Annotated in this window: 28 protein-coding genes and 2 pseudogenes; 17 read left to right on the forward strand and 13 right to left on the reverse strand. The window is 42.9% G+C overall.

All coding sequences use genetic code 11. The features are described from left to right. The first annotated feature begins 2 nt into the window (after nt 1–2). From B7708_RS02225 to B7708_RS02240, 4 genes are all read left to right on the forward strand, one after another. Nucleotides 3–407, forward strand: coding sequence for a PTS sugar transporter subunit IIA (locus tag B7708_RS02225; RefSeq protein WP_081102481.1), 405 nt, complete (start codon nt 3–5; stop codon nt 405–407). Between the two features lie 104 nt (nt 408–511). Further along, complete coding sequence (locus B7708_RS02230; protein WP_084973430.1) at nt 512–1,678, forward strand: SIS domain-containing protein; 1,167 nt, start codon at nt 512–514, stop codon at nt 1,676–1,678. A 10-nt stretch (nt 1,679–1,688) separates the two neighbouring features. After that, nucleotides 1,689–2,684 carry a tagatose-bisphosphate aldolase gene (gene lacD, locus B7708_RS02235; protein ID WP_084973567.1) on the forward strand — a complete coding sequence of 332 codons (996 nt, stop codon included), beginning with the start codon at nt 1,689–1,691 and terminating at the stop codon, nt 2,682–2,684. A 146-nt stretch (nt 2,685–2,830) separates the two neighbouring features. After that, nucleotides 2,831–3,868 carry an aldose epimerase family protein gene (locus B7708_RS02240; protein WP_084973432.1) on the forward strand — a complete coding sequence of 346 codons (1,038 nt, stop codon included), beginning with the start codon at nt 2,831–2,833 and terminating at the stop codon, nt 3,866–3,868. 72 nt (nt 3,869–3,940) lie between these two features. On the opposite strand, the gene B7708_RS02245 is transcribed toward B7708_RS02240, so the two are convergent. The 9 genes and pseudogenes from B7708_RS02245 to B7708_RS02280 all read right to left on the reverse strand — a co-directional run bounded on the left by B7708_RS02245 (nt 3,941) and on the right by B7708_RS02280 (nt 9,730). Continuing rightward, nucleotides 3,941–4,498 (reverse strand): SMI1/KNR4 family protein, encoded by a 558-nt coding sequence (locus tag B7708_RS02245; RefSeq protein WP_084973434.1) that lies wholly within the window; start codon nt 4,496–4,498, stop codon nt 3,941–3,943. 12 nt (nt 4,499–4,510) lie between these two features. Beyond that, nucleotides 4,511–5,233: a DUF4241 domain-containing protein gene (locus B7708_RS02250; protein WP_084973436.1), complete on the reverse strand. Its 723-nt coding sequence runs from the start codon at nt 5,231–5,233 to the stop codon at nt 4,511–4,513. 96 nt (nt 5,234–5,329) lie between these two features. Continuing rightward, a pseudogene (locus B7708_RS02255) lies at nt 5,330–5,491 on the reverse strand (SMI1/KNR4 family protein); the annotation flags it as partial. Next, nucleotides 5,467–5,598, reverse strand: coding sequence for a hypothetical protein (locus B7708_RS10120; RefSeq protein WP_268709614.1), 132 nt, complete (start codon nt 5,596–5,598; stop codon nt 5,467–5,469). The pseudogene B7708_RS02255 and the gene B7708_RS10120, both read right to left, overlap by 25 nt. A gap of 25 nt (nt 5,599–5,623) precedes the next feature. After that, nucleotides 5,624–6,688: an ankyrin repeat domain-containing protein gene (locus B7708_RS02260; protein ID WP_084973438.1), complete on the reverse strand. Its 1,065-nt coding sequence runs from the start codon at nt 6,686–6,688 to the stop codon at nt 5,624–5,626. A 45-nt stretch (nt 6,689–6,733) separates the two neighbouring features. Continuing rightward, the gene (locus B7708_RS02265; protein ID WP_084973440.1) at nt 6,734–7,141 is read right to left on the reverse strand and encodes a hypothetical protein; all 408 of its coding nucleotides are present in this window, start codon (nt 7,139–7,141) and stop codon (nt 6,734–6,736) included. 51 nt (nt 7,142–7,192) lie between these two features. Continuing rightward, on the reverse strand, nt 7,193–8,425 hold the full coding sequence (locus B7708_RS02270) for a sensor histidine kinase (RefSeq protein ID WP_084973442.1): 1,233 nt from the start codon (nt 8,423–8,425) through the stop codon (nt 7,193–7,195). Then, on the reverse strand, nt 8,426–9,100 hold the full coding sequence (locus B7708_RS02275; RefSeq protein ID WP_084973443.1) for a response regulator transcription factor: 675 nt from the start codon (nt 9,098–9,100) through the stop codon (nt 8,426–8,428). It lies immediately after the preceding gene. Nucleotides 9,101–9,109: 9 nt separating this feature from the next. Next, nucleotides 9,110–9,730 carry a GTP pyrophosphokinase gene (locus tag B7708_RS02280; RefSeq protein WP_394334652.1) on the reverse strand — a complete coding sequence of 207 codons (621 nt, stop codon included), beginning with the start codon at nt 9,728–9,730 and terminating at the stop codon, nt 9,110–9,112. Nucleotides 9,731–9,912: 182 nt separating this feature from the next. Here B7708_RS02280 and B7708_RS02285 point away from each other — a divergent pair, with 182 nt between their 5' ends. The 4 genes from B7708_RS02285 to B7708_RS02300 all read left to right on the forward strand — a co-directional run bounded on the left by B7708_RS02285 (nt 9,913) and on the right by B7708_RS02300 (nt 12,467). Then, nucleotides 9,913–10,170, forward strand: a complete 258-nt coding sequence (locus tag B7708_RS02285) for a metal-sensitive transcriptional regulator (protein WP_000185156.1) — start codon at nt 9,913–9,915, stop codon at nt 10,168–10,170. A 53-nt stretch (nt 10,171–10,223) separates the two neighbouring features. After that, the gene (locus B7708_RS02290) at nt 10,224–11,537 is read left to right on the forward strand and encodes a DUF6630 family protein (protein WP_084973447.1); all 1,314 of its coding nucleotides are present in this window, start codon (nt 10,224–10,226) and stop codon (nt 11,535–11,537) included. 31 nt (nt 11,538–11,568) lie between these two features. Beyond that, complete coding sequence (locus B7708_RS02295; protein WP_084973449.1) at nt 11,569–11,847, forward strand: hypothetical protein; 279 nt, start codon at nt 11,569–11,571, stop codon at nt 11,845–11,847. A gap of 131 nt (nt 11,848–11,978) precedes the next feature. Then, nucleotides 11,979–12,467: a prolyl-tRNA synthetase associated domain-containing protein gene (locus tag B7708_RS02300; protein ID WP_084973452.1), complete on the forward strand. Its 489-nt coding sequence runs from the start codon at nt 11,979–11,981 to the stop codon at nt 12,465–12,467. A gap of 43 nt (nt 12,468–12,510) precedes the next feature. Here B7708_RS02300 and B7708_RS02305 read toward each other — a convergent pair whose 3' ends face one another. Genes B7708_RS02305 through B7708_RS02315 form a run of 3 tightly spaced genes read right to left on the reverse strand, consistent with a single transcriptional unit; the run spans nt 12,511 to nt 14,778 of the window. After that, complete coding sequence (locus B7708_RS02305) at nt 12,511–12,807, reverse strand: rhodanese-like domain-containing protein (protein WP_084973454.1); 297 nt, start codon at nt 12,805–12,807, stop codon at nt 12,511–12,513. After that, entirely contained in the window at nt 12,797–14,452 is a 1,656-nt protein-coding gene (locus tag B7708_RS02310) for an FAD-dependent oxidoreductase (protein ID WP_084973456.1), read from the reverse strand. The genes B7708_RS02305 and B7708_RS02310 overlap by 11 nt, the downstream gene beginning before the upstream one ends. Before the next feature lie 20 nt (nt 14,453–14,472). Beyond that, nucleotides 14,473–14,778: a rhodanese-like domain-containing protein gene (locus tag B7708_RS02315; protein ID WP_084925265.1), complete on the reverse strand. Its 306-nt coding sequence runs from the start codon at nt 14,776–14,778 to the stop codon at nt 14,473–14,475. A gap of 175 nt (nt 14,779–14,953) precedes the next feature. On the opposite strand from B7708_RS02315, the gene B7708_RS02320 reads away from it, so the two are divergent. After that, a complete protein-coding gene (locus tag B7708_RS02320; protein ID WP_084973459.1) occupies nt 14,954–15,517 on the forward strand; it encodes a sugar O-acetyltransferase in 564 nt (187 codons plus the stop codon). Between the two features lie 270 nt (nt 15,518–15,787). Further along, nucleotides 15,788–17,035: a carbohydrate-binding domain-containing protein gene (locus B7708_RS02325; protein WP_084973461.1), complete on the forward strand. Its 1,248-nt coding sequence runs from the start codon at nt 15,788–15,790 to the stop codon at nt 17,033–17,035. Between the two features lie 61 nt (nt 17,036–17,096). On the opposite strand, the pseudogene B7708_RS10195 reads toward B7708_RS02325, so the two are convergent. Continuing rightward, nucleotides 17,097–17,231: pseudogene (locus B7708_RS10195) on the reverse strand (low temperature requirement protein A); the annotation flags it as partial. Between the two features lie 230 nt (nt 17,232–17,461). Here B7708_RS10195 and B7708_RS02330 point away from each other — a divergent pair. The 7 genes from B7708_RS02330 to B7708_RS02365 all read left to right on the forward strand — a co-directional run bounded on the left by B7708_RS02330 (nt 17,462) and on the right by B7708_RS02365 (nt 24,851). Further along, nucleotides 17,462–18,178 (forward strand): ABC transporter ATP-binding protein, encoded by a 717-nt coding sequence (locus tag B7708_RS02330; RefSeq protein ID WP_084973464.1) that lies wholly within the window; start codon nt 17,462–17,464, stop codon nt 18,176–18,178. Between the two features lies 1 nt (nt 18,179). Beyond that, on the forward strand, nt 18,180–19,262 hold the full coding sequence (locus B7708_RS02335) for an ABC transporter permease (RefSeq protein WP_084973466.1): 1,083 nt from the start codon (nt 18,180–18,182) through the stop codon (nt 19,260–19,262). A 39-nt stretch (nt 19,263–19,301) separates the two neighbouring features. Further along, nucleotides 19,302–19,925, forward strand: a complete 624-nt coding sequence (locus tag B7708_RS02340) for a TetR/AcrR family transcriptional regulator (RefSeq protein ID WP_084973468.1) — start codon at nt 19,302–19,304, stop codon at nt 19,923–19,925. A gap of 272 nt (nt 19,926–20,197) precedes the next feature. Continuing rightward, entirely contained in the window at nt 20,198–20,962 is a 765-nt protein-coding gene (locus tag B7708_RS02350; protein ID WP_084973470.1) for a nucleoside phosphorylase, read from the forward strand. 33 nt (nt 20,963–20,995) lie between these two features. Next, complete coding sequence (locus B7708_RS02355; protein WP_084973472.1) at nt 20,996–22,375, forward strand: TrkH family potassium uptake protein; 1,380 nt, start codon at nt 20,996–20,998, stop codon at nt 22,373–22,375. A 13-nt stretch (nt 22,376–22,388) separates the two neighbouring features. Beyond that, nucleotides 22,389–23,054, forward strand: a complete 666-nt coding sequence (locus tag B7708_RS02360; protein WP_001283884.1) for a potassium channel family protein — start codon at nt 22,389–22,391, stop codon at nt 23,052–23,054. Nucleotides 23,055–23,210: 156 nt separating this feature from the next. Continuing rightward, entirely contained in the window at nt 23,211–24,851 is a 1,641-nt protein-coding gene (locus B7708_RS02365) for an SSURE domain-containing protein (protein WP_084973474.1), read from the forward strand. Nucleotides 24,852–24,853: the final 2 nt, after the last annotated feature.

Here is a 24,853-nt window from a genome sequence, read left to right on the forward strand (position 1 = left end):
TTATGAGTAAATCATTAATTTTGGTGAGTCATGGTCGTTTCTGTGAAGAACTGAAAGGTAGCACAGAAATGATCATGGGTCCACAAGACAACATTCATGCAGTGGCTCTTCTTCCAGAAGATGGTCCAGAAGAATTTACTGCAAAATTTGAAGCTGCTATCGAAGGATTGGATGATTTCCTAGTCTTTGCGGACCTTCTCGGCGGAACACCTTGTAACGTGGTAAGCCGTTTGATCATGGAAGGTCGCGACATTGAACTCTACGCAGGGATGAATCTTCCAATGGTGATTGAATTTATCAATGCTAGCCTTACAGGCGCAGATGCGGACTACAAGAACCGTGCTGCAGAAAGCATCGTGAAAGTCAATGACCTGTTAGCGGGCTTCGATGATGACGAAGATGAATAAGATGTGACTTAGAGCATCTTATATAGAATATACATGGGAATGGGAGTCAATCCCATTCCCATATTTTCAATAGGAATGAAACAATAATAGATTAGAGGAACTCTATGCTAAATTACACAAAAGAAGAATTACTTGAACTGGGTGCAGAAATCACGACTCGTGAGATCTACCAACAGCCTGATGTATGGAAAGAAGCTTTTGAAGCCTATCAAGCGAAACGTGAAGAAATTGCAACCTTTTTGCAAGGTATCGCTGATAAACATGACTATATCAAGGTCATCTTGACGGGTGCTGGTACTTCCGCTTATGTGGGAGATACCTTGGTGCCATACTTTAAGGAAGTCTATGACGAACGCAAATGGAATTTCAATGCCATTGCGACAACTGATATTGTTGCCAATCCAGAAACCTATCTGAAAAAAGATGTGGCTACTGTCCTTGTTTCCTTTGCTCGTAGTGGAAATTCACCTGAAAGTGTGGCGACGGTTGATTTGGCTAAAGACTTGGTTGACGACCTTTACCAAGTGACCATTACATGTGCTGCAGAAGGGAAATTAGCTCTTCAAGCTCATGGCGATGACCGCAATCTCTTGCTCTTGCAACCGGCTGCTTCTAATGACGCTGGGTTTGCCATGACTTCTAGCTTTACGTCCATGATGTTGACAGCTCTCTTGGTCTTTGATCCTACAGAATTTGCTGTTAAATCTGAACGTTTTGGAGTTGTTTCTAGTCTTGCCCGTAAAGTTCTAGACAATGCAGCAGATGTTAAAGAGCTGGTTGAACTTGACTTTAACCGTGTTATCTACCTGGGCGCTGGTCCTTTCTTTGGCCTTGCTCATGAAGCTCAGCTCAAGATTTTGGAATTAACAGCTGGTCAAGTGGCGACCATGTATGAAAGCCCAGTTGGCTTCCGTCACGGTCCAAAATCATTGATCAACGAAGATACAGTTGTTTTGGTATTTGGTACAACGACAGACTACACTCGCAAGTACGACTTGGACTTGGTTCGTGAAGTGGCTGGTGATCAGATTGCTCGTCGTGTTGTGCTCTTGAGTGATCAAGCCCTTGGTCTTGAAAATGTCAAAGAAGTAGCCCTTGGTTGTGGCGGTGTCTTGAACGATATCTACCGTGTCTTCCCTTACATCGTTTATGCTCAACTCTTTGCCCTATTGACTTCACTCAAGGTAGAAAATAAACCAGATACACCGTCTCCTACAGGTACCGTAAACCGTGTGGTACAAGGTGTAATCATTCATGACTATCAAAAATAAGGAAGTGTCTATGAGTAAATTACAATTAAGTCCCAATAAAGTAGCCTGCCTGCAAAAACTCTCTGACGAGAATGGCATTATCTCAGCTCTTGCCTTTGACCAACGTGGCGCTTTGAAACGCCTCATGGCTCAATACCAAACAGAAGAGCCAACTGTGGCTCAAATGGAAGAACTCAAAGTCTTGGTTGCAGATGAATTGACCAAATACGCATCATCTATGCTTCTCGACCCAGAGTATGGACTTCCAGCTACAAAAGCGCTTGATCCAAATGCTGGTCTTCTCCTTGCTTATGAAAAAACTGGTTACGACACAACTAGCACCAAACGCTTGCCTGACTGCTTGGATGTTTGGTCTGCAAAACGCATCAAAGAACAAGGTGCAGATGCTGTCAAATTCTTGCTTTACTACGATGTAGACAGTTCTGACGAACTCAACCAACAAAAACAAGCCTACATTGAACGCATTGGTTCAGAGTGTGTGGCGGAAGATATTCCATTCTTCCTTGAAATCCTCGCTTACGATGAAAAAATCGCTGATGCTGGCTCTGCAGAATACGCCAAAGTAAAACCACACAAGGTTATCGGTGCTATGAAGGTCTTCTCAGACCCACGCTTTAACATCGACATTTTGAAAGTGGAAGTTCCAGTCAACGTCAAATACGTTGAAGGCTTTGGCGATGGTGAAATCGTGCATACACGCGAAGAAGCGGCAGCCTTCTTCAAAGCGCAAGACGAAGCAACAAATCTTCCATACATCTACTTGAGTGCGGGTGTATCAGCCAAACTCTTCCAAGAAACACTTGTCTTTGCTCACGAATCAGGCGCAAACTTTAATGGAGTTCTTTGTGGCCGTGCTACATGGGCTGGATCAGTTGAGGCTTACATCAAAGACGGTGAAGCAGCAGCTCGTGAATGGCTTCGTACAACAGGTTTTGAAAACATTGACGAACTCAACAAAGTTCTTCAAACAACAGCGACTTCATGGACTGAACGTGTAGAAGCATAAAACAAGTATAGAAGAACCCCCTTTTGTTAAGAAGCTACTTAAGGTTTTCTGACAAAGGATTCTGAAAATAGAAACTACAACCATAGATGGTGCATACACTCTCTATGGTTTGTTTACTTGAGAGAAATGGATCAAAGGAGAGAAGAATGAAAGCATACACAGAGCGTGTATTTGGAAATCATGAGGGCAAGGATGTCTTGGCCTATCGCTTTGAGACTGACAGTGGCTACCAACTAGAAATTATGACTTATGGTGCGACCATCTTGCGCTATGTCACGCCTGACAAGGCTGGGAATTTTGCCAATGTGATTTTGGGCTTTGATGATTTTGATAGCTATGTAGGCAATAGTCCCAAGCATGGAGCAAGTGTAGGTCCTGTAGCGGGCCGTATTACAGGTGCGACATTTGAACTTAATGGTCATACCTACAACCTTGAAGTCAACAACGCTAGCAACTGTAACCACAGTGGTTCAACAGGTTGGGATGCGAGCTTGTTTGAATTGGTAGAAGTGAGCGACCATGGCTTAACCCTCTACACAGAGCGTACAGACGGAACAGGAGGATTTCCTGGTAATCTCAAGATATGGATCAGCTATCACTTGGAAGAAACTGGCGCCTACGAAATCAGCTATAAGGTAACGACTGATCAGGATACGCTAGTCAATCCAACCAACCACAGCTACTTCAACTTGTCTGGTGATTTCACGCAGACAATTGACCGCCATGTCTTCCAACTAAACACAGAGGGCATTTACCCAATTGCTCCGGACGGTGTTCCGGCTAAGACTCCAGATGCTACTCGTGATGTGGTGAAACACATCTACAATGGTGCTTTGTTGAAGGACATCTTTGCAGAGGAAGATGAGCAAATCCAGTTGGTATCTGGTTTAGATCACCCATTTGCTCTTCCTGCAGGTCATGACAATGCTGGTTTCCTTTATGACCAAAACTCAGGTCGTTTCCTGCTTTTCAAGACAGAGGCCCCTTGCTTTGTGGTCTACACAGCAAACTTTGTGGATGAGAGTGTGCTCATCGGAGGCCAGCCGATGGTACAGCACAATGGGATTGCCCTTGAAGCGCAGGCTTTGCCAGATGCTATTCATAGTGACCTCAAAGACCAAGTCATTCTTAAAGCTGGTCAAACCTTCACCAGCAAAACTTGTTACGAGCTTGTTGTAAAATAAAAAGAAGAGCTGGTTCCCAGCTCTTTTGAGTTGTTTTCGTTGACATTAGAGGCAGTTTGGCTAATACATGGCTTATTTTCCTTTTTTCTGTTTCTCGATTCTCTCTAACATTCTGTTTTTACGCTCCTCCAGTTCTTGGATTTGCTTGAGTAAAAGATCTGAAAAGTCACTATCAAGCTCTTCAGCCTCTCCACTACTATACCAATCTAAGGCGACAATGTGATTATTTTTATCAAAGCAGAAAATCATATCTCCATCACCGATGATAGACAGAAAAGGGATATAATCTACAAAGCCTAGTTCATGTAATTCTTTGGTCTTCAGTCGAATATCTAGAAAGTCAGGAATTCCATTTGCAATGCCGTAAACCTTAATACCACGACAGAATGTCCAAAATGGTGCCACATCAAATGCTTTGGCTCTTGGCCACAGTTCCTCCCTGACTTCCATATATAGTCCGCCTAGGGGTGACATGGTAAATTCTCTAAAGTCGTCTGGAAGACTGATTTGATACAGTTTTTCAAAATCTTCTATATCCTGTTCGGAGGGTTCATTTCCCATGCAGGCTACAACTTGGTAGGTTTTAGAATCATAATGATGAAAATAATCATAGACTTTTTCTAGTGACATGGTTACACCTCTCTATCCTAGGTAAATATATTCGACAACTAAATCACAAAGCTGATTATCCTTATCATAGCCAAAGTACACAGGATAGACACCATCTCCAAAACCTGATTGGATCATCGGAATGCTTAGGTCAGTGTTGGGGATTTTAAAATTAATCCAATCTCCACCCTCACGTTGATAAAGGGGATTGTCTATGGCATTTTGAGCAAAAACTGCTGCAAAGAAATCGTCGTAGATATTTTTGTCAGGATTTTCTTTATACCAACTCTCTTCAAAATCGCAGTAGACATTCTTGGTGTCAACGTCCACTATCGTTGCCAGACCTGCGTCAACTGCAAATCCAAAATAAGAGTCTTTTTCAACAGTGTCTATATCTTCATCACCAGTCAGTGCTTCATAGTAGATGACTGGCACTTGATCTGTAAATTGGATTCTCGTTGCTACATACCTGTAATGGTCTTCTTCTATCTTGGCTACTAAAGTTTTTAGTCTATATGTTCCTTTGGGAACAGATTGTAAGTAAGGCTTTTCCTCTCTACGGAGCCAGACCAAAGGATCTCGGAGCAGAATTTCTCCACTAGGAAAAGTCACTTCCCCCATATCCAAAATAAAAATTTCTGCACCTTGTATTTCTTTCCTCTCAAAACACTCTGCATAATTGACAGACGAAGTGAGTAGATGCTTTATTTCTTGGTATTTTTGCAACCATTCTTTTGAAACTTGTATTTTTCCCATAAACGGTTTCTTTCTAAATCTTTTATCTTAAATCGGTGTTCTCAGAGTTAAAGATTTGCGTACTCATTATACATTTTCCTACACAAAGGATGCATTTTATGCTTTTATTTCCCTAATGATCGAAAAAATTAGGTCTTTAAGATTTTCTGCCACATACACAACTTCATCAGGATCATGGATATAGCCGATAATCTGCCCTTCTTTTCCCTCTGTATTCGGATCAAAATCCAGCATCAGGAAACAGCTGTCACAATACTCCATCCCTTTGAAAAATACTCATCTAGTGCGGGTATATTTCCCTTTATAATATCACCTACAATTTGTGGAACAGATTTAAAATTTCCTATATCTTTTAATTTGACCATTTTAAGTCTCCTACAGATTATGTACTCATCTGTTATAATTTATTTCCCCTAAAGGAAGCGGATCAGGATTTAAGCCTACCCAGAGAACCGAAAGTTCACACAAACGTTCAGTTATAGTATCTTCATCACTGCCTTTTGCACGGATGCTGGAAATCAGTTCCTTAGTTTCTTCCAGTTCTTCTTCGGAAAGCGGTGTACCTGAAGCGAAATGATTTGGCAGGGCTTTAAGCATGTTCCGGTAGTGTTTATCCCAGTTGACACCGCCATTTCTATAGAGCTCATCCTGTACGCGCCCTGTTATACGGATCACTTCGCCTTGTACAGTTTTCGCTGGCCCGCTTGAAGGAATGAGTAAATCCCAAAGCTCGTTATACTGCTCCTTCCAAGAACCTTTTTTTACAATAATAGGAGAAACTCCGTCATGTATCTTGCGTTTAGGAGCAGGCTTTACACTAAACAGTGCATAGAGTTTCTCAAGCCCTGCTTCTGTTTCAGTCAAGTAATCTTTATTAAAGTTTTCTCTGTGAAATTCAAAATCCTTTCCGATTAGTTCGACTCTTTCTGCCATATCAGGAGTTACCTCAGCGCCCGCCTTTATGAGCATTTCTGCAATTTCTGCTACCTGTGCAATATTAATCTGCCTACAAGTAGCAAGGGCTTCAGCTAGTGGAGTTCGCCCCATAACATTTTTTGCATTAGCATCTGCACCTTTTTCAATCAAAAAACTGACTATCTTAGGGCGGAAAAACCCTGCTGCCGTATGTAGAGGTGTACTCCCATATGTATCAGGTTTTTGTATATCTCCGCCTAATTCATACAGCAGTTTTACAGTATCTCTCCCCAGAGCGGCATGTTTATATAATGGTGTACGTCCATAATAATCAGGAGTATTTACATCTAAACCCTGTTCCACCAGCCAGATAACAAGCTCATCAGGAACACCTCCAAAATGAAGTGCCGTATTTAAGCTGTATCTGCCGTCATGAGCAGTAAGCTCACATTTATCATATACGGCTTTAAGAGCTTCAATATCTCCTGCTGTAATCAGTTCATCAAAATTTTTAGGTAAGGTCACTCTTTTTTTGGCCATTGTTCTTCTCCTTTAATATAAAACCAACATTTGCATTTTACATTTCTAAACCCACTTAAGCCCATTAACATCTTTTAAAATCATAGATCTTCCATCGTAGTCATTTTTTAACTCGATTTCTTTTTCCTTAACCGAAATGTTGTTGTACCAGTGGTCTAAGCTGGCATATTTTCCTGTATGGATATTGATAAGCATGCTTGTTATAGGATCCCAAGTGCCCTTTTCCACTGTTTCTGCAAGCAAATAATAGGCATCTAAAAATATGAGATTTCTTCCATACATACAAAATGGAAGTTGAATATTTAACAAAGGTAATTTTGCAGAAAAAATATCATCTCCACGTGGTGGCACGGTTTCATAATGAAATTCTATCTCACTCCCATAATATGCTATCGTCGCCTCTTCGCAACCGATGCTTTGAGGAGTACCCTCCTCAGCTACTAAAAATTCCATTGGCTTCCCCTTGTATTTTTATTGAATGAACTCCGACCAGACTCTCCACGTTTACAACCAGACTGTAAAGGTAATCACCTGTTTTTTGTAGGTGACAAATATTTTACCTCTAAACAGGCTGACGAGGTGCTGGGCCATGGAGAGGCCAATACCATGACCAGATGTGGTTTGGTTATTGTGTGATGTTTCGGCGCGATAAAAGCGGTCAAAGAAGCGTTTGATATTGGCAGGCTGCCCATCCTTGTAGTCGTTAGACACAGTGATACAGGTGCGCTTGCGTAGTAGGTAATTTTTGCGTTGAAGCGTCAAGCGAATCGATCCAGCGGGGTCGCAGTATTTGCGGGCATTGTCAAGAAGGATGCTAAGAAGCTCATAAAATTCCTCTTGGGCTACTTTTTCTATGATATCTGCTTCAATCAGGCTTTCAAAGTTTTTATCTTCCTTTTTAAAGAGGGGAGCAAAGTCTGAGGCGACCTTTTCAGCGATGACGGAGATGTTTTGAGGAGCTAGTTTGATATCTTCTTGCTCCTCAAGCCGAGCAAGTCGGATCAGTCTTCCAATCAAGTGGTTGAGACGCTCGGTCTGTTCCTTGGTACTGATGCTCCACTCGGTCTCTCCTTCCATGAGTTCCTGAAGCTCGGTATTGGCTGAGATGATAGCCAGCGGTGTTTTGAGTTCATGACCTGCATTAGTGATAAACATCCGTTGTTTCTCATAGTTTTTGACGAAGGGACGGATAACAATCCCAGAAATCAAGGTAAAGAGCAGAGCAAGGAGAAATAGGCTAGCCAGTGATAACCAGATAGAGACTTGAAAGAGGGTGTCCCGTTCGCGAATGTAGTTGGTAGCTTCAAAGAAGACTAGGAGCTTACCCGAAGCTGTCTGACTAATCTGGTAGGTGAAGTAGCGCCCGTTGCGAGTAATCGTGCCATAGGTTTCCTGTTTTTTAAGAATTTTCTGGAGAAAATCTCTGACGTCTGCTTCGGTCAGTGATTGGACATTCCCTAGAGAAATAGTGTAGTCATTCCCCTTTTCTCTGACAGAGAAATACTGAAAATTGTAGATAATCCCTTCCTGGATGTTCTTTTTGGTGAAACTTTCCTTGATTTCATCTGTGATTGGGAGTTCGCCTTCATTTTTAGACAAGATGGAGAGGACGGTTTGGATATTATCCTCTGTCTGAGTATAGACGATGCTATTCATCAAGGCCAGAAAGAAAGCAAGAATCAGAGCGATAGCAGCAGTGGCTGTGACAATAAACTTGATGCGTAGTTTTCGAAACATCTAGTCACCTCCTGTCAATTGGAAAGGCCCTTCTGCAGATCCTAAGATTTGCAAGTTGGACTGGACACTTTGGAGTTTTTGGCGGAGATAGGAAATATAGAGAAAAACGAGCTCGTGATCACTTTCTTCCAGCTCATCTGGCCAGATTTGCTCTAGTAGTTGTTGACAACTGAGGGCTTGGTTAGCATGCTGGATAAGGAGGGTCAAGAGTTGAGTCTCCTTTTTCCCTAAACGAATGCTGTTTGTAGCAGCTAATTCTTGTTCGTCAATATCCAAGCGAGTATTTCCTAATTGGACCGTATCTGGGGTATAGTCCTCCAGACGGCGGGCAGTAGAACGGAGCCTAGCCAGAAGTTCTTTGAGAGAGAAGGGTTTGGTCAAGTAGTCGTCGGCACCTGCATCTAGTCCAGTTACGCGGTCGTCCACTTCGGCCATAGCTGTCAGCATGATGACGTGGGTCGTATTGCCCAACTGCCGGATTTCTTTGAGGGCTTCGATTCCAGTTTTGATTGGCATCATGATGTCAAAAATCATGAGGTGATAGTGATTAGTTGTAGCTTTTTCGACAGCATCTTGTCCATTAAAAACGGAATCAACGCTATAGCCTTCGCGTTCTAAAGCAACGGTGATGACGCGATTTAGTTGAGCTTCATCTTCGGCAAGTAGGATTTTCATAGGTTCTCCTTAGTCTTGGTCAGAACGCTGAATCAAATCACGGATGGTCTGCATGGTCAAGTCGCATGAAGCAAGCTCATCGGCACAACGCTTGAGCTCGCGCGTGATTCGTTCAGGGTTTTGGATGTTTTTCTTGTACTTCATCTGGTGCTCAAGGCTGGCCCAGGAATCCATGGCAATAGTGCGTAGCTGGATCTCGATAAAGTAGGTGCCTTGGGCATTTCCCAGACAGTCTGGATAGGGAGTGGTCACCTCTAGAATCAGATGATAGGAACGGTAGCCGTTGGGCTTGACCTGACGGATATAGTCTTTCTCTTTAAAAATATGGATGGTGGGTATCTGACGAATATAGTCAACGATGCGGTAGATATCATCTGTAAAGCCTGTGATGATACGAACGCCGATAGCATCTCGGATTTCTTTGAGAGCGGATTGACTCGTCTGAGGAAGGCCTTTGCGTTGGCATTTTTCACGCATACTTTCCTCGGTTTTGATACGCGCATGCAAATGCTCATATAGTTTGAGGGAGGTTTCTTTTTTGTAATTAGCTGCGGCTTCTTCCATATCTTGAATAAAGGTCTGCAAGATAGTGGGTAAGTAGACTTCGCAAGGGCCATAGATAGAGTTCATAGGCTGGTCCATTCTAAGAATGACTCGTATTGCTACGAGCATAGATTCTAATAGTATTTGTCATTCTATTATACCATGAAAGCGATAGCAGGGTGAGATTCTATAGATAAAGAGGGAACGAGAATTTTGACAAAGGAGTCCATTAGAGATATAATGAAGAAAAATCGACCAAGGATAAGAAGATGACAAACTCAAAGTATATTACACGCCTGAAACGTTCAGAGGGGCAGTTGCGTGGAATTCAAAAGATGATCGATGAAGATCGTGATTGTGCAGATATCATTACCCAGTTGACAGCGGTTCGTTCGAGTGTGGAGCGCGTGATTGAGATGATCATTACCGAGAATCTCACAGCCTGCATCAACCAACCACTAGACGACCCTGAGGCTCAAAAAGAGCGCTTAGAAAAGGCTGTTCAGTACCTAATCAAACGAAAATAGTAGTTCTCTATGTGATAGAACAAGATAAGAAAGTGGATCACAGGAGGGGAAAGATGACAAAAGAAGAACGAGCAGAAAAATGGTTTCAGAGTGTTCCTGAGGCAGAAGCTATTCCTATACAAACTAAAATGGAGATCTGTAGTCAGGCAGCGAAACGAATGGCGCTTATCTGGCTTGGCCTACTTGGTGTGGAATGTTTGTTCCTATTCTGGTTCACTGGGGGCGAACTGTTCAATCAAGTAGCGGACTTTCTAAATCAGCTATCAGAAGGGAGCCCCACAAAAAATCGATATAAGGGTCTCGCACTTGCAGGGACTCTTATTTGTCTGCCTGTCTTGATCTTTCCTAGTGTTGTTGCCCATTTCTTTAGACAAGGTTGGATTCAAAAAGAAGCTGAAAAGGTAGTCAAAGTGATGCCCCCTGTTACAAGTGATCAGCCTTATCTAGATGGAGATGAGGGAGCAGATTTTGCGAGCATTTCAGGAAGAATCTTTGCGGATTGGGTGCTAGATGATGGTGAGAAGGAACAAAATGGCTTTGAACTTGAGGAAGTATGGCAGCAACTGGCAGCTGTACAAGATGGTGATAGGGATTTTCTCATTTTAATACCTCAGCAACCAGTTAAACTAAAGGGGAGTCAGCTTGTATCGGATTTTGTACAGGTTTGTCAGGATGAAGATTCGGACGGTTTTCGTTTTGAGGTTAGTGTAGCTGATGCCGAACGGATCAACGAGAATGTAATCTACGAAAAAAATGGTCTGAGCGAGAAAGAAACTCAAGACTTGCTTCGGGCATATTTGGAGAACAGAGTTACATCGGACCTAGAAGACTGGGAAATTGTACTAGATATGCGGACAGATGAGCAGAAAAATATCGCAATCTATCAAGAAATAACCCAACTGCTAACAGATGATAGTGAGGTACGATCTCGTTTGACCTCCTGTTTTGAATCACCGAAAGCCTATTTCAAGCAGTATGCAGAGAGATACGACGAGCGAGGAATAAGCGAAGAGGTTGATGAAGCTACGATAAAATGGCTTGCTATTGCTGATGAACTGCTCGCTGTGGATGCAGTCATTGAGTTAGACTGGAAGACAGATAAGGACGAATTTCTGTACCAATTAACGCCTTTAGCAGCTAAACAAACTCTTGATTTGGAGGAGAATTGGTTCGACGAGGGTGATGACATCCCTACTTGGTGTAAAATTTTAGACGAAAGATGGGCTGGACATGATTTCTGTCTTGCTTGTATGGATATTAATAGTGATAGTTATGTGCTATTTATCTGCAAGAGGGATATTCTGGAAAAATTAGTCACCTTGAGTCACACAATCAATCAGCGTTTCGGCTATGCAAAAAATATGTAATTGCTAGTGTATTTCAAGGAGGAAGTTCAAGATGACTTTTGCATTTAAGGATGCACCCAACACAGCCTGTATAGTTTGTTACCATGTCTTGGCTGGGAAAAATCCGATCACCTTTATCTCCCACGATGAAGAGGATGGCATGTGGCAATTTTTGTGTTCAGAAGACCACACTGGAGAGGATGCACGCCTCATTTCCCTAGCTGAAGCATTTAAACTAGACGCATCCATCGGACAAGTCGCGGATATACCTTGTGGCTATGCGGTGGAAAGAAAAGATGGGCTTGCTGGCTGGAAATTATGCCCATCCTAACAGTTGGGGTCCGTCTAAGATAACTTGTATGAAAATGAAAGAAACCTAGAGATACTTGGATATAAATTGGAAGAAAACCCATTTTTGTTGTATAATTAAAGGCAGTAAGACAAGTTAAAGGAGGCCAGCAAATGGAAGCATACGAAAAAGTAGTAGAGATGCTAAATGGGCTAGATATTCCTTTTGAAATCGTGGAGCACGAGCCAGCCTTGACAACAGAGCAAGCCGATAGCTTTATCGAAGGGATCGAAGGTGTCCGTACCAAAACCATGTTTCTCACCAACAAAAAGAAAACAGCCTATTATCTCGTGATTATGGATGATAAGAAACGTTTGGATATGGACCTCTTGAAAGACTTGGTAGGAGCCAATAGAATCCGTATGGCTTCCTCTGATAGCCTGTTTGAAAAAATGAGCTTGCCCGCAGGTGTTGTCTCTCCATTTGGCTTGCTGAACAATACTGACAAGGACATTCAGGTTTATTTTGACAAAGAAATCATGTCTGAAAAACGGATGAGTTTTCACCCCAATACCAATGAAAAAACTCTATTTTTGGACACGACAGATATACTCAAATTCCTAGAAGCCATTGGTTATGAGGCTCATATCATCGAGTTATAAAGATTAAAGAAACCGACTAAGTTCATCTTAATCGGTTTTTTGATTATTCTACCTCACCTGGCCAGTGGTTCATACCACCTTCTACGTTGATAACGGTGAGACCTTGGGCGCTGAGAAATTGACAGGCAGAGGCAGAACGCACTCCACCTTGACAAATGACATGGTATTCATGGTCAGGTTTGAGTTCTTTGTAGCCTTGTTCCAAGGTGCTTAAAGGCAGATTTTTTGCACCTGGTGCATGCCCTGCTTGGAATTCATGTACTTCACGTACATCGATAAGATCTAGTTTTTCATTTTGATATTTTTCATAAAAGTCAGCCATGCTGATATTAGTTACCATATTCTACTCCTTCTGGGTTAGCCATTTTGTATAGTGAATAAGCGCCGTCAAGGTTTTGAACGGTAAATCCTGCTTGTTTGAGGATACGCTCTGCGATATAGCTGCGCAAACCACTGTGGCAGCTAACGATGTAGGCTTGGTTCTTGTCCAGTTCATCCAAGCGTTCACGAAGTTCGTTTAGGGGAATGTGGATAGTGTCGACTTTGAGTCGACCACTCTGAAATTCGCCACTTGTCCGCACATCTAGGAATTTCTTACCAGTAGCCAGTTCGTCTTCGAGCTGGTGCCATTGAATATTGTCGCTGAGACCTTCGATAAGGTTCAAGGCTGCGTAGCCCAGCATATTGACGGGATCCTTAGCGGAGCCAAATGGTGGCGCATAGGTGAACTCTAACTCTGGTAAGTCAAATACGGTGAGATTTCCCTTGATAGCAGTTGCCAGGATATCGATTCTCTTGTCAACGCCTTTCTTCCCGACTCCTTGGACACCGTAGATTTTTCCAGTGGTTGGGTCAAAGAGGAGCTTCAAGGTCATATCAGTAGCGCCTGGATAATAACCAGCATGGTCTTTCCCACTGACATGAAGGGCCTTGTAAGGAAGTTGATTCATGCCAAGACTACGTTCGCTGAGACCAGTCGAAGCAGCTGTCATATCAAAGGCACGAACGATAGCAGTGCCGATACTGCCCTTGTTAGTACGACCGAGTCCTGCGATGACGTCCGCCACTTGGCGTCCTTGACGATTAGCAGGAGAAGCTAGAGAGATGAGGGCGTCTTGGCCAGTAATCTCTTGCTTGACGACGATGGCATCCCCAACTGCAAAAATATCTTTTTGGCTGGTTTCGTAGTTTTCGTTGACGAGGATACCGCCACGAAGTCCCAGTTCAATCCCCGCAGCTTTGGCCAGTCCATTTTCAGGTTCAACACCAACAGAAAGGATGGTGAGGTCAGAAGCAATCTTTTGACCGTTTTCGAGAACGATGGTTTTTCCTTGCTCTTCAAATCGAGTCGCAGACTGAGAAGTGATAACGCGAACGCCGTTTTTGACCAATTCTGCTTGGACAAAGGCCGCCATTTCCTGATCTAATGGTGGCAAGACATGGGGGGCTTTCTCCACGATGGTGACTTGCAATCCCCGTTTCGCCAGGTTTTCAGCCATTTCAAGCCCGATAAAGCCTGCACCGATAACGACAGCTTCTTTTGGATGATTGTCCAAGGCTGCCATAATCTCATCGAGATCAGGAACATTGCGAAGCGTGTAGGCATTCTTAGCCTCTGCTAGCCCTTCAATAGCAGGAACAAATGGTTTAGCTCCTGGAGAGAGAATCAGCTTGTCGTAGCTTTCTGTGAATTCCTGCCCATCATGCCGCACCGTCACAGTGTGTTCTTCTGGCGAAATCTGGATAACCTCGTGAAATGGCCGCACATCGAGATTAAAGCGTGCCCTGAGACTTTCAGGGGTTTGGACCAATAAACTATCACGGTTTGCAATTTCTCCTGAAACATAGTAAGGAAGTCCGCAGTTTGCAAAGGAAACAAAGGGACCTTTCTCAAAAATAATGATCTCAGCGTCTTCCATGAGGCGTCTGAGACGGGTTGCTGCTGACATACCGCCTGCAACTCCTCCGACAATGATAATTTTCATTGACTTTCTCCTTTATACTTCTAGATGACCTTACCTGTCCAAGCGCTCATACCGCCTCGAACATTGACGACATCGTAACCTTTTTTCTTTAGCTTCTTCGCAGCTAGTTTGCTTCGTACACCAGAATGACAAATGACATAAAGTGTTTCTTTTGTCGCAGGTGTGTAAGATCCGATTTCCGTTAAAGGAACATTTTTTGCATTTTTGATATGACCTCTACGGAATTCCATAGGCGTCCGAACATCTAGTAGCTGAATTGGTTCTCTGAGTTTAGCTTCTAACTCGCTGGTAGAAATACTGTCAATTTTTGTAAATAAGTGAAACATAGGCACCTCCAAATATACCCTTATGGGGTATATTAAACCATGAAGTCAAGCTTTTGTCAAGCAAGTTGTTTTGACTTGGGAGGGGATTGGTTTTGAGAGTTTAGAAAGCAGGCTATTCTTGACCTTTCAAAGGCTTTTTGATATGATGGGTCCAAATTAAGTGTGAGGTGATAAGATGGCTAGCGAATACCAGAAAATGATAGCAGGGGAGCCTTACCGTCCGTCGGATCCTGAATTACGGACCTTGGCGCAGGCTTCTCGCCAAAAACAGGCTGCCTTTAACAAGGAAGAAGAACCCTTGAAGGGAGCGGATATTATCAAGACTTGGTTTGGCTCAACTGGGCAAAATCTCTATGTCAATCCACGCTTGGTGGTCGATTATGGAGTCAATATCCATCTAGGGGAAAATTTTTATTCTAATTGGAACTTGACTATGCTGGATGTTTGTCCGATTCGCATCGGGGACAACGCCATGCTTGGCCCCAACTGTCAGTTTTTAACCCCACTCCATCCACTGGATCCGGATGAACGCAATTCAGGGGTTGAATACGGCAAGCCCATCACTATCGGAGACAATTTCTGGGCTGTAGGTGGCGTCATTGTCCTTCCCGGGGTGACACTGGGAAATAATGTCGTTGCAGGAGCAGGGGCCGTGATCACCAAGTCATTTGGAGACAATGTCGTCCTAGCTGGCAATCCTGCGCGTGTTATCAAGGAAATCCCAGTAAAAGAAAACTAAAAAGAACAGCTTAGGCTGTTCTTTTTATGAGCTTTAGTCTTATAGATTTTTCTTTTTTGGCTTTTTGGGTTAGAGTGACATCGCACTTGGGGATGTTGCTTTTAAAAACTATTAAATGCATTTTAGTACTCTCAAATTGTTTCTAGTAGCACTTTCAAAAGAATACTAAGCGAAACTAAATTTAAGGAAACTTTCAGAAAAGTTTTAGTTTTGTTTCAGGAATCTTCTGTAGACTGTCTAGCTATATCATACGAAGGAGAGGAAAAAGGTATGAAATCAAAAAAATGGACCCTACTCGAAACGAGTTTAACGGCAATGGTGCTGATGGCAGCATGTGCCCAGTCAACAACTACATCCAATACCAATGCAACAACAAATAGTGCCACAACAACTTCAACAAAGACAAACCAATCATCCTATTTTACAGAGAAGGACAATGATACTTCTTATGATGAAAGCACAGCTTCTAAGATTGAGTTATCTGGCTCATCAGCAAACGTCTCTGGAGATGGGGTGACAGTCTCTGAATCAACAGTGACCATCACAAAATCTGGAACCTATGTAATTTCAGGTCAGTCTGACGGAGTGCAGATCAAGGTCGAGGCAGATAAGTCTGCAGATGTTCATCTAGTCCTAAAAGGTGCGACCATGACCAATACCAATGCAGCGATATCTGCGACATCAGCTGGCCATGTCTACTTGACTCTAGCAGAGGGAACCACCAACAGTCTCTCTGACTCAAGCTCTAACAGCGACGAAAAAGCAGATGTAGCTCTCTTTTCTAAGGTGGATTTGACCATCAACGGGAAAGGAACTCTCAATGTAGATGGCAAGAAGAACAATGGTATCAAGGCCAACGACACCCTCCACATCACGGGTGGAACCTATAACATCGCAGCAGTTGGCGATGCCTTTAATGTCAATGATGAACTCAACATCACTGGTACAACCATGACTATCGATGCCAAGGAAGATGGCGTCAAGGTGGACAATGATGACGATACTTCAGTCGGAACCATGTACCTATCCAACAACAATATCACAGTCACAGCAGGAGATGATGGCATCCACGCATCAGGTGATTTGGTTATCGATAGTGGTACCTACACCGTCAAGAATTCGACAGAAGGACTTGAAGGTAAGTCAATCACTATCAACGGTGGGGACATTAGCATCTATTCGACAGATGATGGAGTCAATGCAGCTAATAAAAACGCTCAACAGAGTGAAATCTTCTTCACTATGAACGGTGGGAACCTGACAGTAGAAGTCGGCCAAGGAGACACAGATCCAATCGACTCAAACGGCAATATCACAGTCACAGGCGGAACCATTAAAATGACTGGTCAAACAGGTTTTGACTTTGATGGAACAGCGACCTACACAGGTGGAGATATCTATCTCAACGGTGAAAAACAAACGGAAATCGTCAATTCTATGCCTGGAGGCGGTGGACCAAATGGAGGCCCTCAAGGAAATGGTGGTCCTGGCGGTCCAGCTCCTGGCGGACAAGGATAAAAAAGAATCTCCTTTCTCGAAAGAGAAGGGAGAGTTTTTGTGTTTGAGAGATGGATTGTAGCTAAAACAACTCCCAATTAGGTCTTGAAAATTTCTTAGTCTGTTTCATATAAAAATGAGTAAAATGAATTTCCATCGCCAAGGTCATTAGAGTTGCGATAGCAATGACGATGGTAGGATTGGCTGAGAAAAGTAGAGGAAGAATAGGCCTTTAAAAAGTGGACAGGAAAGACCATTTCGGAGTATAGAGAGGAAGTTCAAAAACATTTTTAGAAATAAGACATGTGCATTATAAACATCAGATACGAATCTGGTGTTTTATTTTTTTAAAGAATTTAACCCTTTCTCTTGACAAGTGAGTGCTCACTCACTATAATAGCTTTTGTGATTTAAAAAGTGAGTATTAACTTACCAAGGAGGAAGTAAATGAAAACATTACTACATTTACAAGATTTAGTAAAATCTTTTGACCATCAAATAGTTCTGAATCATGTCAGCTTTGAATTGCAGCCAGGAGAAATTATAGGCTTAATTGGTCCGTCTGGTGCTGGTAAATCAACTATGATTAAGACTACGTTAGGAATGGAAAAGGCTGATGGAGGCGTAGCTTTAGTGTTAAATCACACTATGCCCAATCGCTATATTTTAGGAGATATTGGCTATATGGCCCAATCAGATGCTTTATACGAGACCTTGTCAGGCCAAGAAAATCTGGAATTTTTTGGTCAGCTAAAGGGGCTTTCTAAAAAAGACCTAAAGGCGGAAATTGCTCATATAGCTCAAGTAGTAGATCTGACAGACTACTTAAACAAGGCGGTATCTGGTTATTCTGGAGGAATGAAACGGCGTTTGTCTCTTGCTATCGCGCTGTTAGGAAATCCTCAACTCTTGATTTTGGACGAACCGACAGTTGGAATCGACCCTTCTCTTCGAAAGAAAATCTGGAAAGAATTATTCGCGCTTAGAGACAATGGGGTAGGGATATTAGTTACTACCCATGTTATGGATGAAGCAGAGTTGACGGATAAGGTCGGCTTATTATTAGGCGGAAAAATCATTGCTTTTGATACACCGCAACACTTAAAAGAAAGTTATCAAGTTTCAAGTATTGAAGAAGTATTTTTAAAAGCAGAAGGTGAGTAAAATGAGAACAATAGCGATTGCAAAAAAAGTCATCAAAGAATTACTTCGTGACAAACGAACTCTAGCCCTGATGTTTATAGCACCTGTTTTTATCATGTGGTTGATGAACCTCATGTTTTCAGCTAGTACAACCGTGAATGTCAAGTTGGCAACACAAGATCTACCAACTGGTTTGGTAACGAAAATGGATGAGCTCGATCATGTAGACGTCAAGACTTATCAAGGCTTAGATCAAGCCAAAGAAGCGCTAGCAAATGAAAAAGTCGATGCTGTGATTTCTTATAAAGACGGTGAGTATCAGGTCGACTACGCAAACACAGATGCCTCCAAGACCTCTATGATACGACAAGTGTTACGGACAAGTATCGCCAGTGAGGGCACCGATCAGTTAGTATCTCGTGTTAAACAAGCTCTTCCACAATTGGACTCGGACGCAAAAACACCAGAAATCAAGGAGTCTTACCAGTATGGAGATGAAAATACAAGCTTCTTTACCAATATGATTCCGGTTTTGATAGGTTTTGTAGTTTTCTTTTTTGTCTTTTTGATTTCAGGTATGGCGCTTTTGAAAGAGCGCACCAGTGGAACACTAGAACGTTTGTTAGCAACACCAGTGAAACGATCTGAAATCGTCTATGGCTATATGTTGTCTTACGGTATTATTGCGATTTTTCAAACGGCAGTTGTCGTCTTAGCAGCAATTTGGCTACTAGATGTAGAAGTTGTAGGAAATATTTTAAATGTTATAATAGTTAATGTGGTACTGGCTCTTGTAGCACTAGCTTTTGGAATTCTCTTGTCTACTCTAGCAAAATCAGAATTCCAAATGATGCAATTTATTCCTCTCGTGATTATGCCCCAACTTTTTTTCTCAGGAATTATTCCATTGTCATCCATGGGAGAATGGGCTCCAACTGTGGGGAAATTTTTGCCATTAACCTATTCTGGTGATGCAATAAGCCAGATTATTCTTTACGGACACAATCTTGGTGATATTTTGTCAAATCTTGGTGTTTTAATGATTTTCTTGATCATTTTAACAATTCTTAATATTGTTGGATTGCGTCGTTATCGTAAAGTTTAGAAATCAACATAAATAATGCTAAAAAGGTGTGAAGATTAGATGGATAAGACTGTTTTTGAATCGTTTGAAGATTACTTAGAAGAAGCGAATTACCCTCAGGGAAAGAAAAAAATCATGCAGGCAGCAGTGGATCTCATATCAACCAGGAGTTACCATGGGACCTCAACTCTTCACATAGCTGAGCGTGCTGGACTAAGCCAGGCAACTTTGTTTAAGTATTTTAAGACGAAGGATGATCTACTGACGGCTATTTTACATCCTGTAGTCCCAGGCATTTTCGGTAGTTTTTTTGAGGAACTCTTAGCTTTTGAAACGATAGAAGAGAGGGTTCGTTATCTCGTCCGTGATCGTATGAGCTATCTCAAAAAAAATCGTGCTTTGATGAAAATTATTCTGCAGGAGAGTTTTTCAAATAAAAAACTAAAAAATGAACAGATTTTTATATGGAATGCTATTCAAGATAAACTTCGAGTGCTTCATAAGGAATTGCTAGCAGATCCACGTGTAAATCCAGAGTTAACGATTCCTCAAATGGTTCGTATTTGTGTTGGTCCATTGTTGGCTTACTTCGCTCAGCTTTATATCGTTGGCGACAATGGAGAAATAAAAGAGGAAGACTTAGACTTATTAGAAAAACAGATTTTAGGTGGTTTGTGGAAATAAGGGAGTTCTAGAAGAACTAAGGTTTATTTACTTGACTTTCAAACAAGATCAAAAAGACATGTTCTGATTATTTCAGATTCATGTCTTTTTGTTATTAGATTTGATATGTTTTTATAAGTCCTCAATCACTTTGCCAAAACAGAAACCGACCTCTCCAGCAGTGCAACGATTTCTTAAATGTATGGAAGAGGAGATTTCTGGATTGATAAAAACAACTCCTTGACACTTCGTCAGCTTTTGATACAATAGTACAAAATTACAGGAGGTGGGCTATGATTCAGAAACATGCGATTCCCATTTTAGAGTTTGACGATAACCCCCAGGCGGTCCTTATGCCAACACATGAGGGGCTAGATTTAAAGTTGCCAAAGAAGTGCATCTATGCATTTTTGGAGGAAGAGATTGACCGCTACGCTAAGGAAGTAGGTGCTGACTGTGTTGGTGAGTTCGTTTCGGCCACCAAGACTTATCCAGTCTATGTCCTCAACTACAAGGGCGAGGAGATTTGTCTGGCCCAGGCGCCCGTAGGCTCTGCCCCAGCGGCCCAGTTTATGGATTGGTTGATTGGCTATGGTGTGGAGCAAATCATTTCCACTGGAACCTGTGGTGTCCTAGCCGATATAGAGGAAAATGCCTTTCTCATCCCTGTTCGCGCTTTGCGAGATGAGGGGACGAGCTACCACTATGTAGCGCCTTCTCGTTATATGGAGATGCAGATTGAGGCTGTCTCTGCCATTGAGCAAGTTTTGGAGCAAAGAGGCATCCCTTACGAGGAAGTCATGACCTGGACGACAGATGGTTTTTACCGAGAGACGGCTGAAAAGGTTGCCTATCGCAAGGAAGAAGGCTGTGCTGTTGTGGAGATGGAGTGCTCTGCTCTTGCGGCAGTAGCTCAGCTACGTGGAGTTGTCTGGGGAGAATTACTCTTTACCGCAGATTCCTTGGCGGATCTAGACAACTATGACAGTCGTGACTGGGGCTCAGAAGCTTTTGATAAGGCACTCGAACTCTGTCTTGCTATTGTGCACCACATGTGAGTATTCTGACTGTTTTTATGGTAAAATGTAGCTATGTTATTCAAATCTTTTTTGGAAAAAATCAAGACGATACTGGGACGGTTATCGCCAGCCCGTCGCATCTTTTTAAGTTTTGCCCTAGTGATCTTCTTAGGTTCGCTTCTTTTAAGTCTCCCCTTTGTGCAAGCAGAAACGTCACAAGCGACCTACTTTGACCATCTCTTTACGACCGTGTCCATGGTCTGTGTGACAGGGCTCTTTACCCAGCCGGTAGCCTCTACATACAATATATGGGGCCAGCTAATCTGTATGCTCTTGATCCAGATTGGCGGTTTGGGGCTTATGACCTTTATCGGAATTTTTTATATCCAAGGCAAGCAAAAGCTCAGTCTTCGTGGCCGGGAGACCATTCAAGAAAGTTTCAGTTATGGAGAAACCCAGTCCTTAAAGGATTTTATCCGCTCGATCTTTCTGACGACTTTTTTGGTGGAAGGGATCGGTGCCTTTCTCCTGAGTTTCCGCTTTATTCCTGAATTTGGCTGGGGACGAGGGGTGTTAACCTCTATCTTTTTGGCTGTTTCAGCTTTCTGTAATGCTGGATTTGATAATTTTGGAAGTACGAGTTTGCTAGCCTTTCAAACGGACCCCTTGATCAATCTAGTGATTGCAGGTTTGATTATCACTGGTGGTCTAGGATTTATGGTCTGGTTTGACCTAGCGACCCAGATTGGGAAAAAGAAAAAACGCCGCCTGCGTTTCCATACCAAGTTAGTTCTCTTTTTAACTACGGGAATTCTGCTCTTTGGAACTGTATCGACTCTCTTAATTGAGTGGAACAATCCTGGAACGATTGGAAATCTCAGCGCTCCAGAGAAATTGCTGGTTAGTTTCTTCCAGACCGTCAGCATGAGAACGGCAGGTTTTGCTTCCATTGACTACACCCAGGCTCGACCGGTGACCTTGTTCATCTATATCCTACAGATGTTTCTAGGAGGGGCGCCTGGAGGGACAGCAGGGGGGCTCAAGATTACGACCTTCTTTGTCTTGTTGGTCTTTGCTCGTAGCGAACTATTGGGCTTGCCTCATGCCAATGTGGCTCGGAGGACCATTGAACCCCGAACTGTGCAAAAATCTTTCAGTGTCTTTATTATCTTCTTGCTAACATTCTTGCTGGGCTTGATCCTACTAGGGATAACAGCAGAGGGAAATCCGCGTTTTATCTACCTCATGTTTGAGACCATTTCAGCCCTTGCGACAGTTGGAGTGACGGCGAATTTAACACCGGAGCTAGGCAAGATAGCCCTCAGCATCGTTATGTTGTTGATGTTTATCGGCCGTATTGGTCCCTTGACACTACTGGTCAGTGTAGCGGAATACCAGCCAGACAAGAAAGATACGATTCACTATATGAAAGCAGATATCACTATCGGATAAGAAAGGAAGAACGATGTCAGATCGGACAATTGGAATTTTAGGTTTGGGAATTTTTGGGAGCAGTGTTTTGGCTGCCCTAGCCAAGCATGACATGAATATTATTGCTATTGATGACCACGAGGAACGCATTAATCAATTTGAACCTGTGCTGGCGCGTGGAGTAGTTGGAGATATCACGGATGAAGAACTCCTTCTATCAGCGGGGATTGACACCTGCGATACCGTTGTTGTCGCAACGGGTGAAAATCTAGAATCCAGTGTTCTAGCGGTCATGCACTGCAAGAGTCTAGGAGTGCCGACCGTCATTGCCAAGGTAAAAAGCCATACAGCTAAAAAGGTTCTAGAAAAAATCGGGGCAGACGCAGTCATCTCACCAGAGTTTGAAATGGGGCGCTCATTGGCGCAGACCATCCTCTTTCATAACAGCGTAGACGTCTTTCAGCTGGACAAGAATGTTTCGATTGTCGAGATGAAAATCCCCCAATCATGGGTAGGTAAAAGCCTCAGTCAGTTGGATTTGCGTGGGCGATACAACCTCAACGTACTTGGCTTTCGTTCCTACGAAAATGCTCCTCTGGATGTCCAATTCGGACCCAATGACCTCTTGCAGGCAGATGCCTATATCATGGCCGTCATTAATAACCAACATCTGGACACCCTAGCTGAACTGAGTGAGTAGGAGGGGAGGGGTACTCTCTTTCCAAATGATTAACGAGTCAATATAAGTATTTTATAAGAGGGATTTAAGAAAAATTTTAACTTTTTCTTAATCCTTTTTAATTTTAGGAGATTATACTAGAGTCATCAAAAAAAAGAAAACTCTAAGGAGAATCCGATGAAATTCAATCCAAATCAGAGATATACTCGTTGGTCAATTCGCCGTCTCAGTGTCGGTGTTGCTTCAGTTGTTGTGGCTAGTGGCTTCTTTGTCCTAGTTGGTCAACCAAGTTCTGCACGCGCTGATATCGTCAATCCGACCCCTGCCCAAGTCGTTCCAGACGCTGCTTCGGTGAGTGAAAAGAGCGACTTACCAGCAGAGGTTCTCAAAAAAGCAGTCGATGTAGCTCTTCCTTCAGAACAGTCTATTCCAACACCTAAAGCAAGTTTGGATCCGACAAGCTCTTCAGAAAAAGCGGACGCAACTGCTAAAGAGCCGGCAGTAGCGCCAAAAGAAGAAGTGCAAGCACAACCTGACTCTAAGAAACAAACAGAAGATGCAGTTAAACCTGTGGAAAGTCCTGCGCCTACAGTTTCTGGACAAGACCGTGAAGCTAGTGAAGCGCAACCAGCGACTACCCCAGCTGAAGTACAAAAAGGTGTGGCTGACAATACAAAAGATACAGTAGATGTTCCGGCTAGCTACCTTGACAAAGCCAATTTCCCAGGCCCATTTACAGCTGGTGTCAATCAAGTCATTCCATACGAATTCTTCGCTGGTGACGGCATGCTGACTCGCCTGATCTTGAAAGCCTCTGATAATGCTCCATGGTCAGACAACGGAACGGCTAAAAATCCCGCTCTCCCACCAGTAGAGAAATTGGGCAAAGGTCTTTACTTCTACGAAGTAGACTTGGCAGGCACCCAAGGCAAATCAGATAAAGACCTTCTTGACCTCTTGAAACAAAATGGTACACAAAGCTATAAGGCTACCATCAAGGTGTACGGTGCAAAAGACGGCAAACCTGATTTGACTAATCTGGTAGCGACTAAAGATTTGGATGTCAACTTGAATGGCTTGACCACTCCAAATCAGGTTAAAGAGTCTGTTGTTAACAATGTCAAAGACATGATTGATGTTCCAGCTAGCTACCTTGATAAGGCTAAGGTTCCTGGACCTTTCTTGGCTGGTGTCAACCAAGTTATTCCATACGAAGCTTTTGGTGGAGATGGTATGTTGACTCGCCTCTTGTTAAAAGCTTCAGACAAAGCTCCATGGTCCGACAACGGAACAGCTAAAAATCCTGCCCTATTGCCACTTGAAGGCTTGGCTAAAGGCCAATATTTCTACGAAGTGGATTTGAATGGCAATACGGTTGGCAAAGATGGTCAGGCCTTGCTGGAGCAACTTCGAGCTAACGGAACCCATACATACCTAGCTACTGTTAAAGTCTACGGTGCTAAAGATGGCAAACCTGATTTGACCAATCTGATTGCTACTCGTCAAGTAACGATTCAGCTTCGTGGAAAAGAAATGGCGACAATACCATCTCAACAAGGTCAGATGAATACGAAGCCTTCTGAAACAGGCTCTACAGGTACGACTGAGGGTATGATGGGTACAAATCACCATATGTCAGATATGAAGGTCGATCAACCAGCTTCTAGCCCAATGGCTAATATGATGAAAAAAGATGATAAAGCGATGCTACCAAATACTGGGGAAGCTAAAACAGCTACAGCTGGCCTTGGTATCTTTGGTCTAGCCTTGGCAGGTCTTGTTGGACTTTTGGGTTTGACAAGCAAACGAGAAGATTAAGA

Origin of the sequence: Streptococcus oralis subsp. dentisani (assembly GCF_002096615.1) — a bacterium.
Classification (GTDB): domain Bacteria; phylum Bacillota; class Bacilli; order Lactobacillales; family Streptococcaceae; genus Streptococcus; species Streptococcus oralis_U.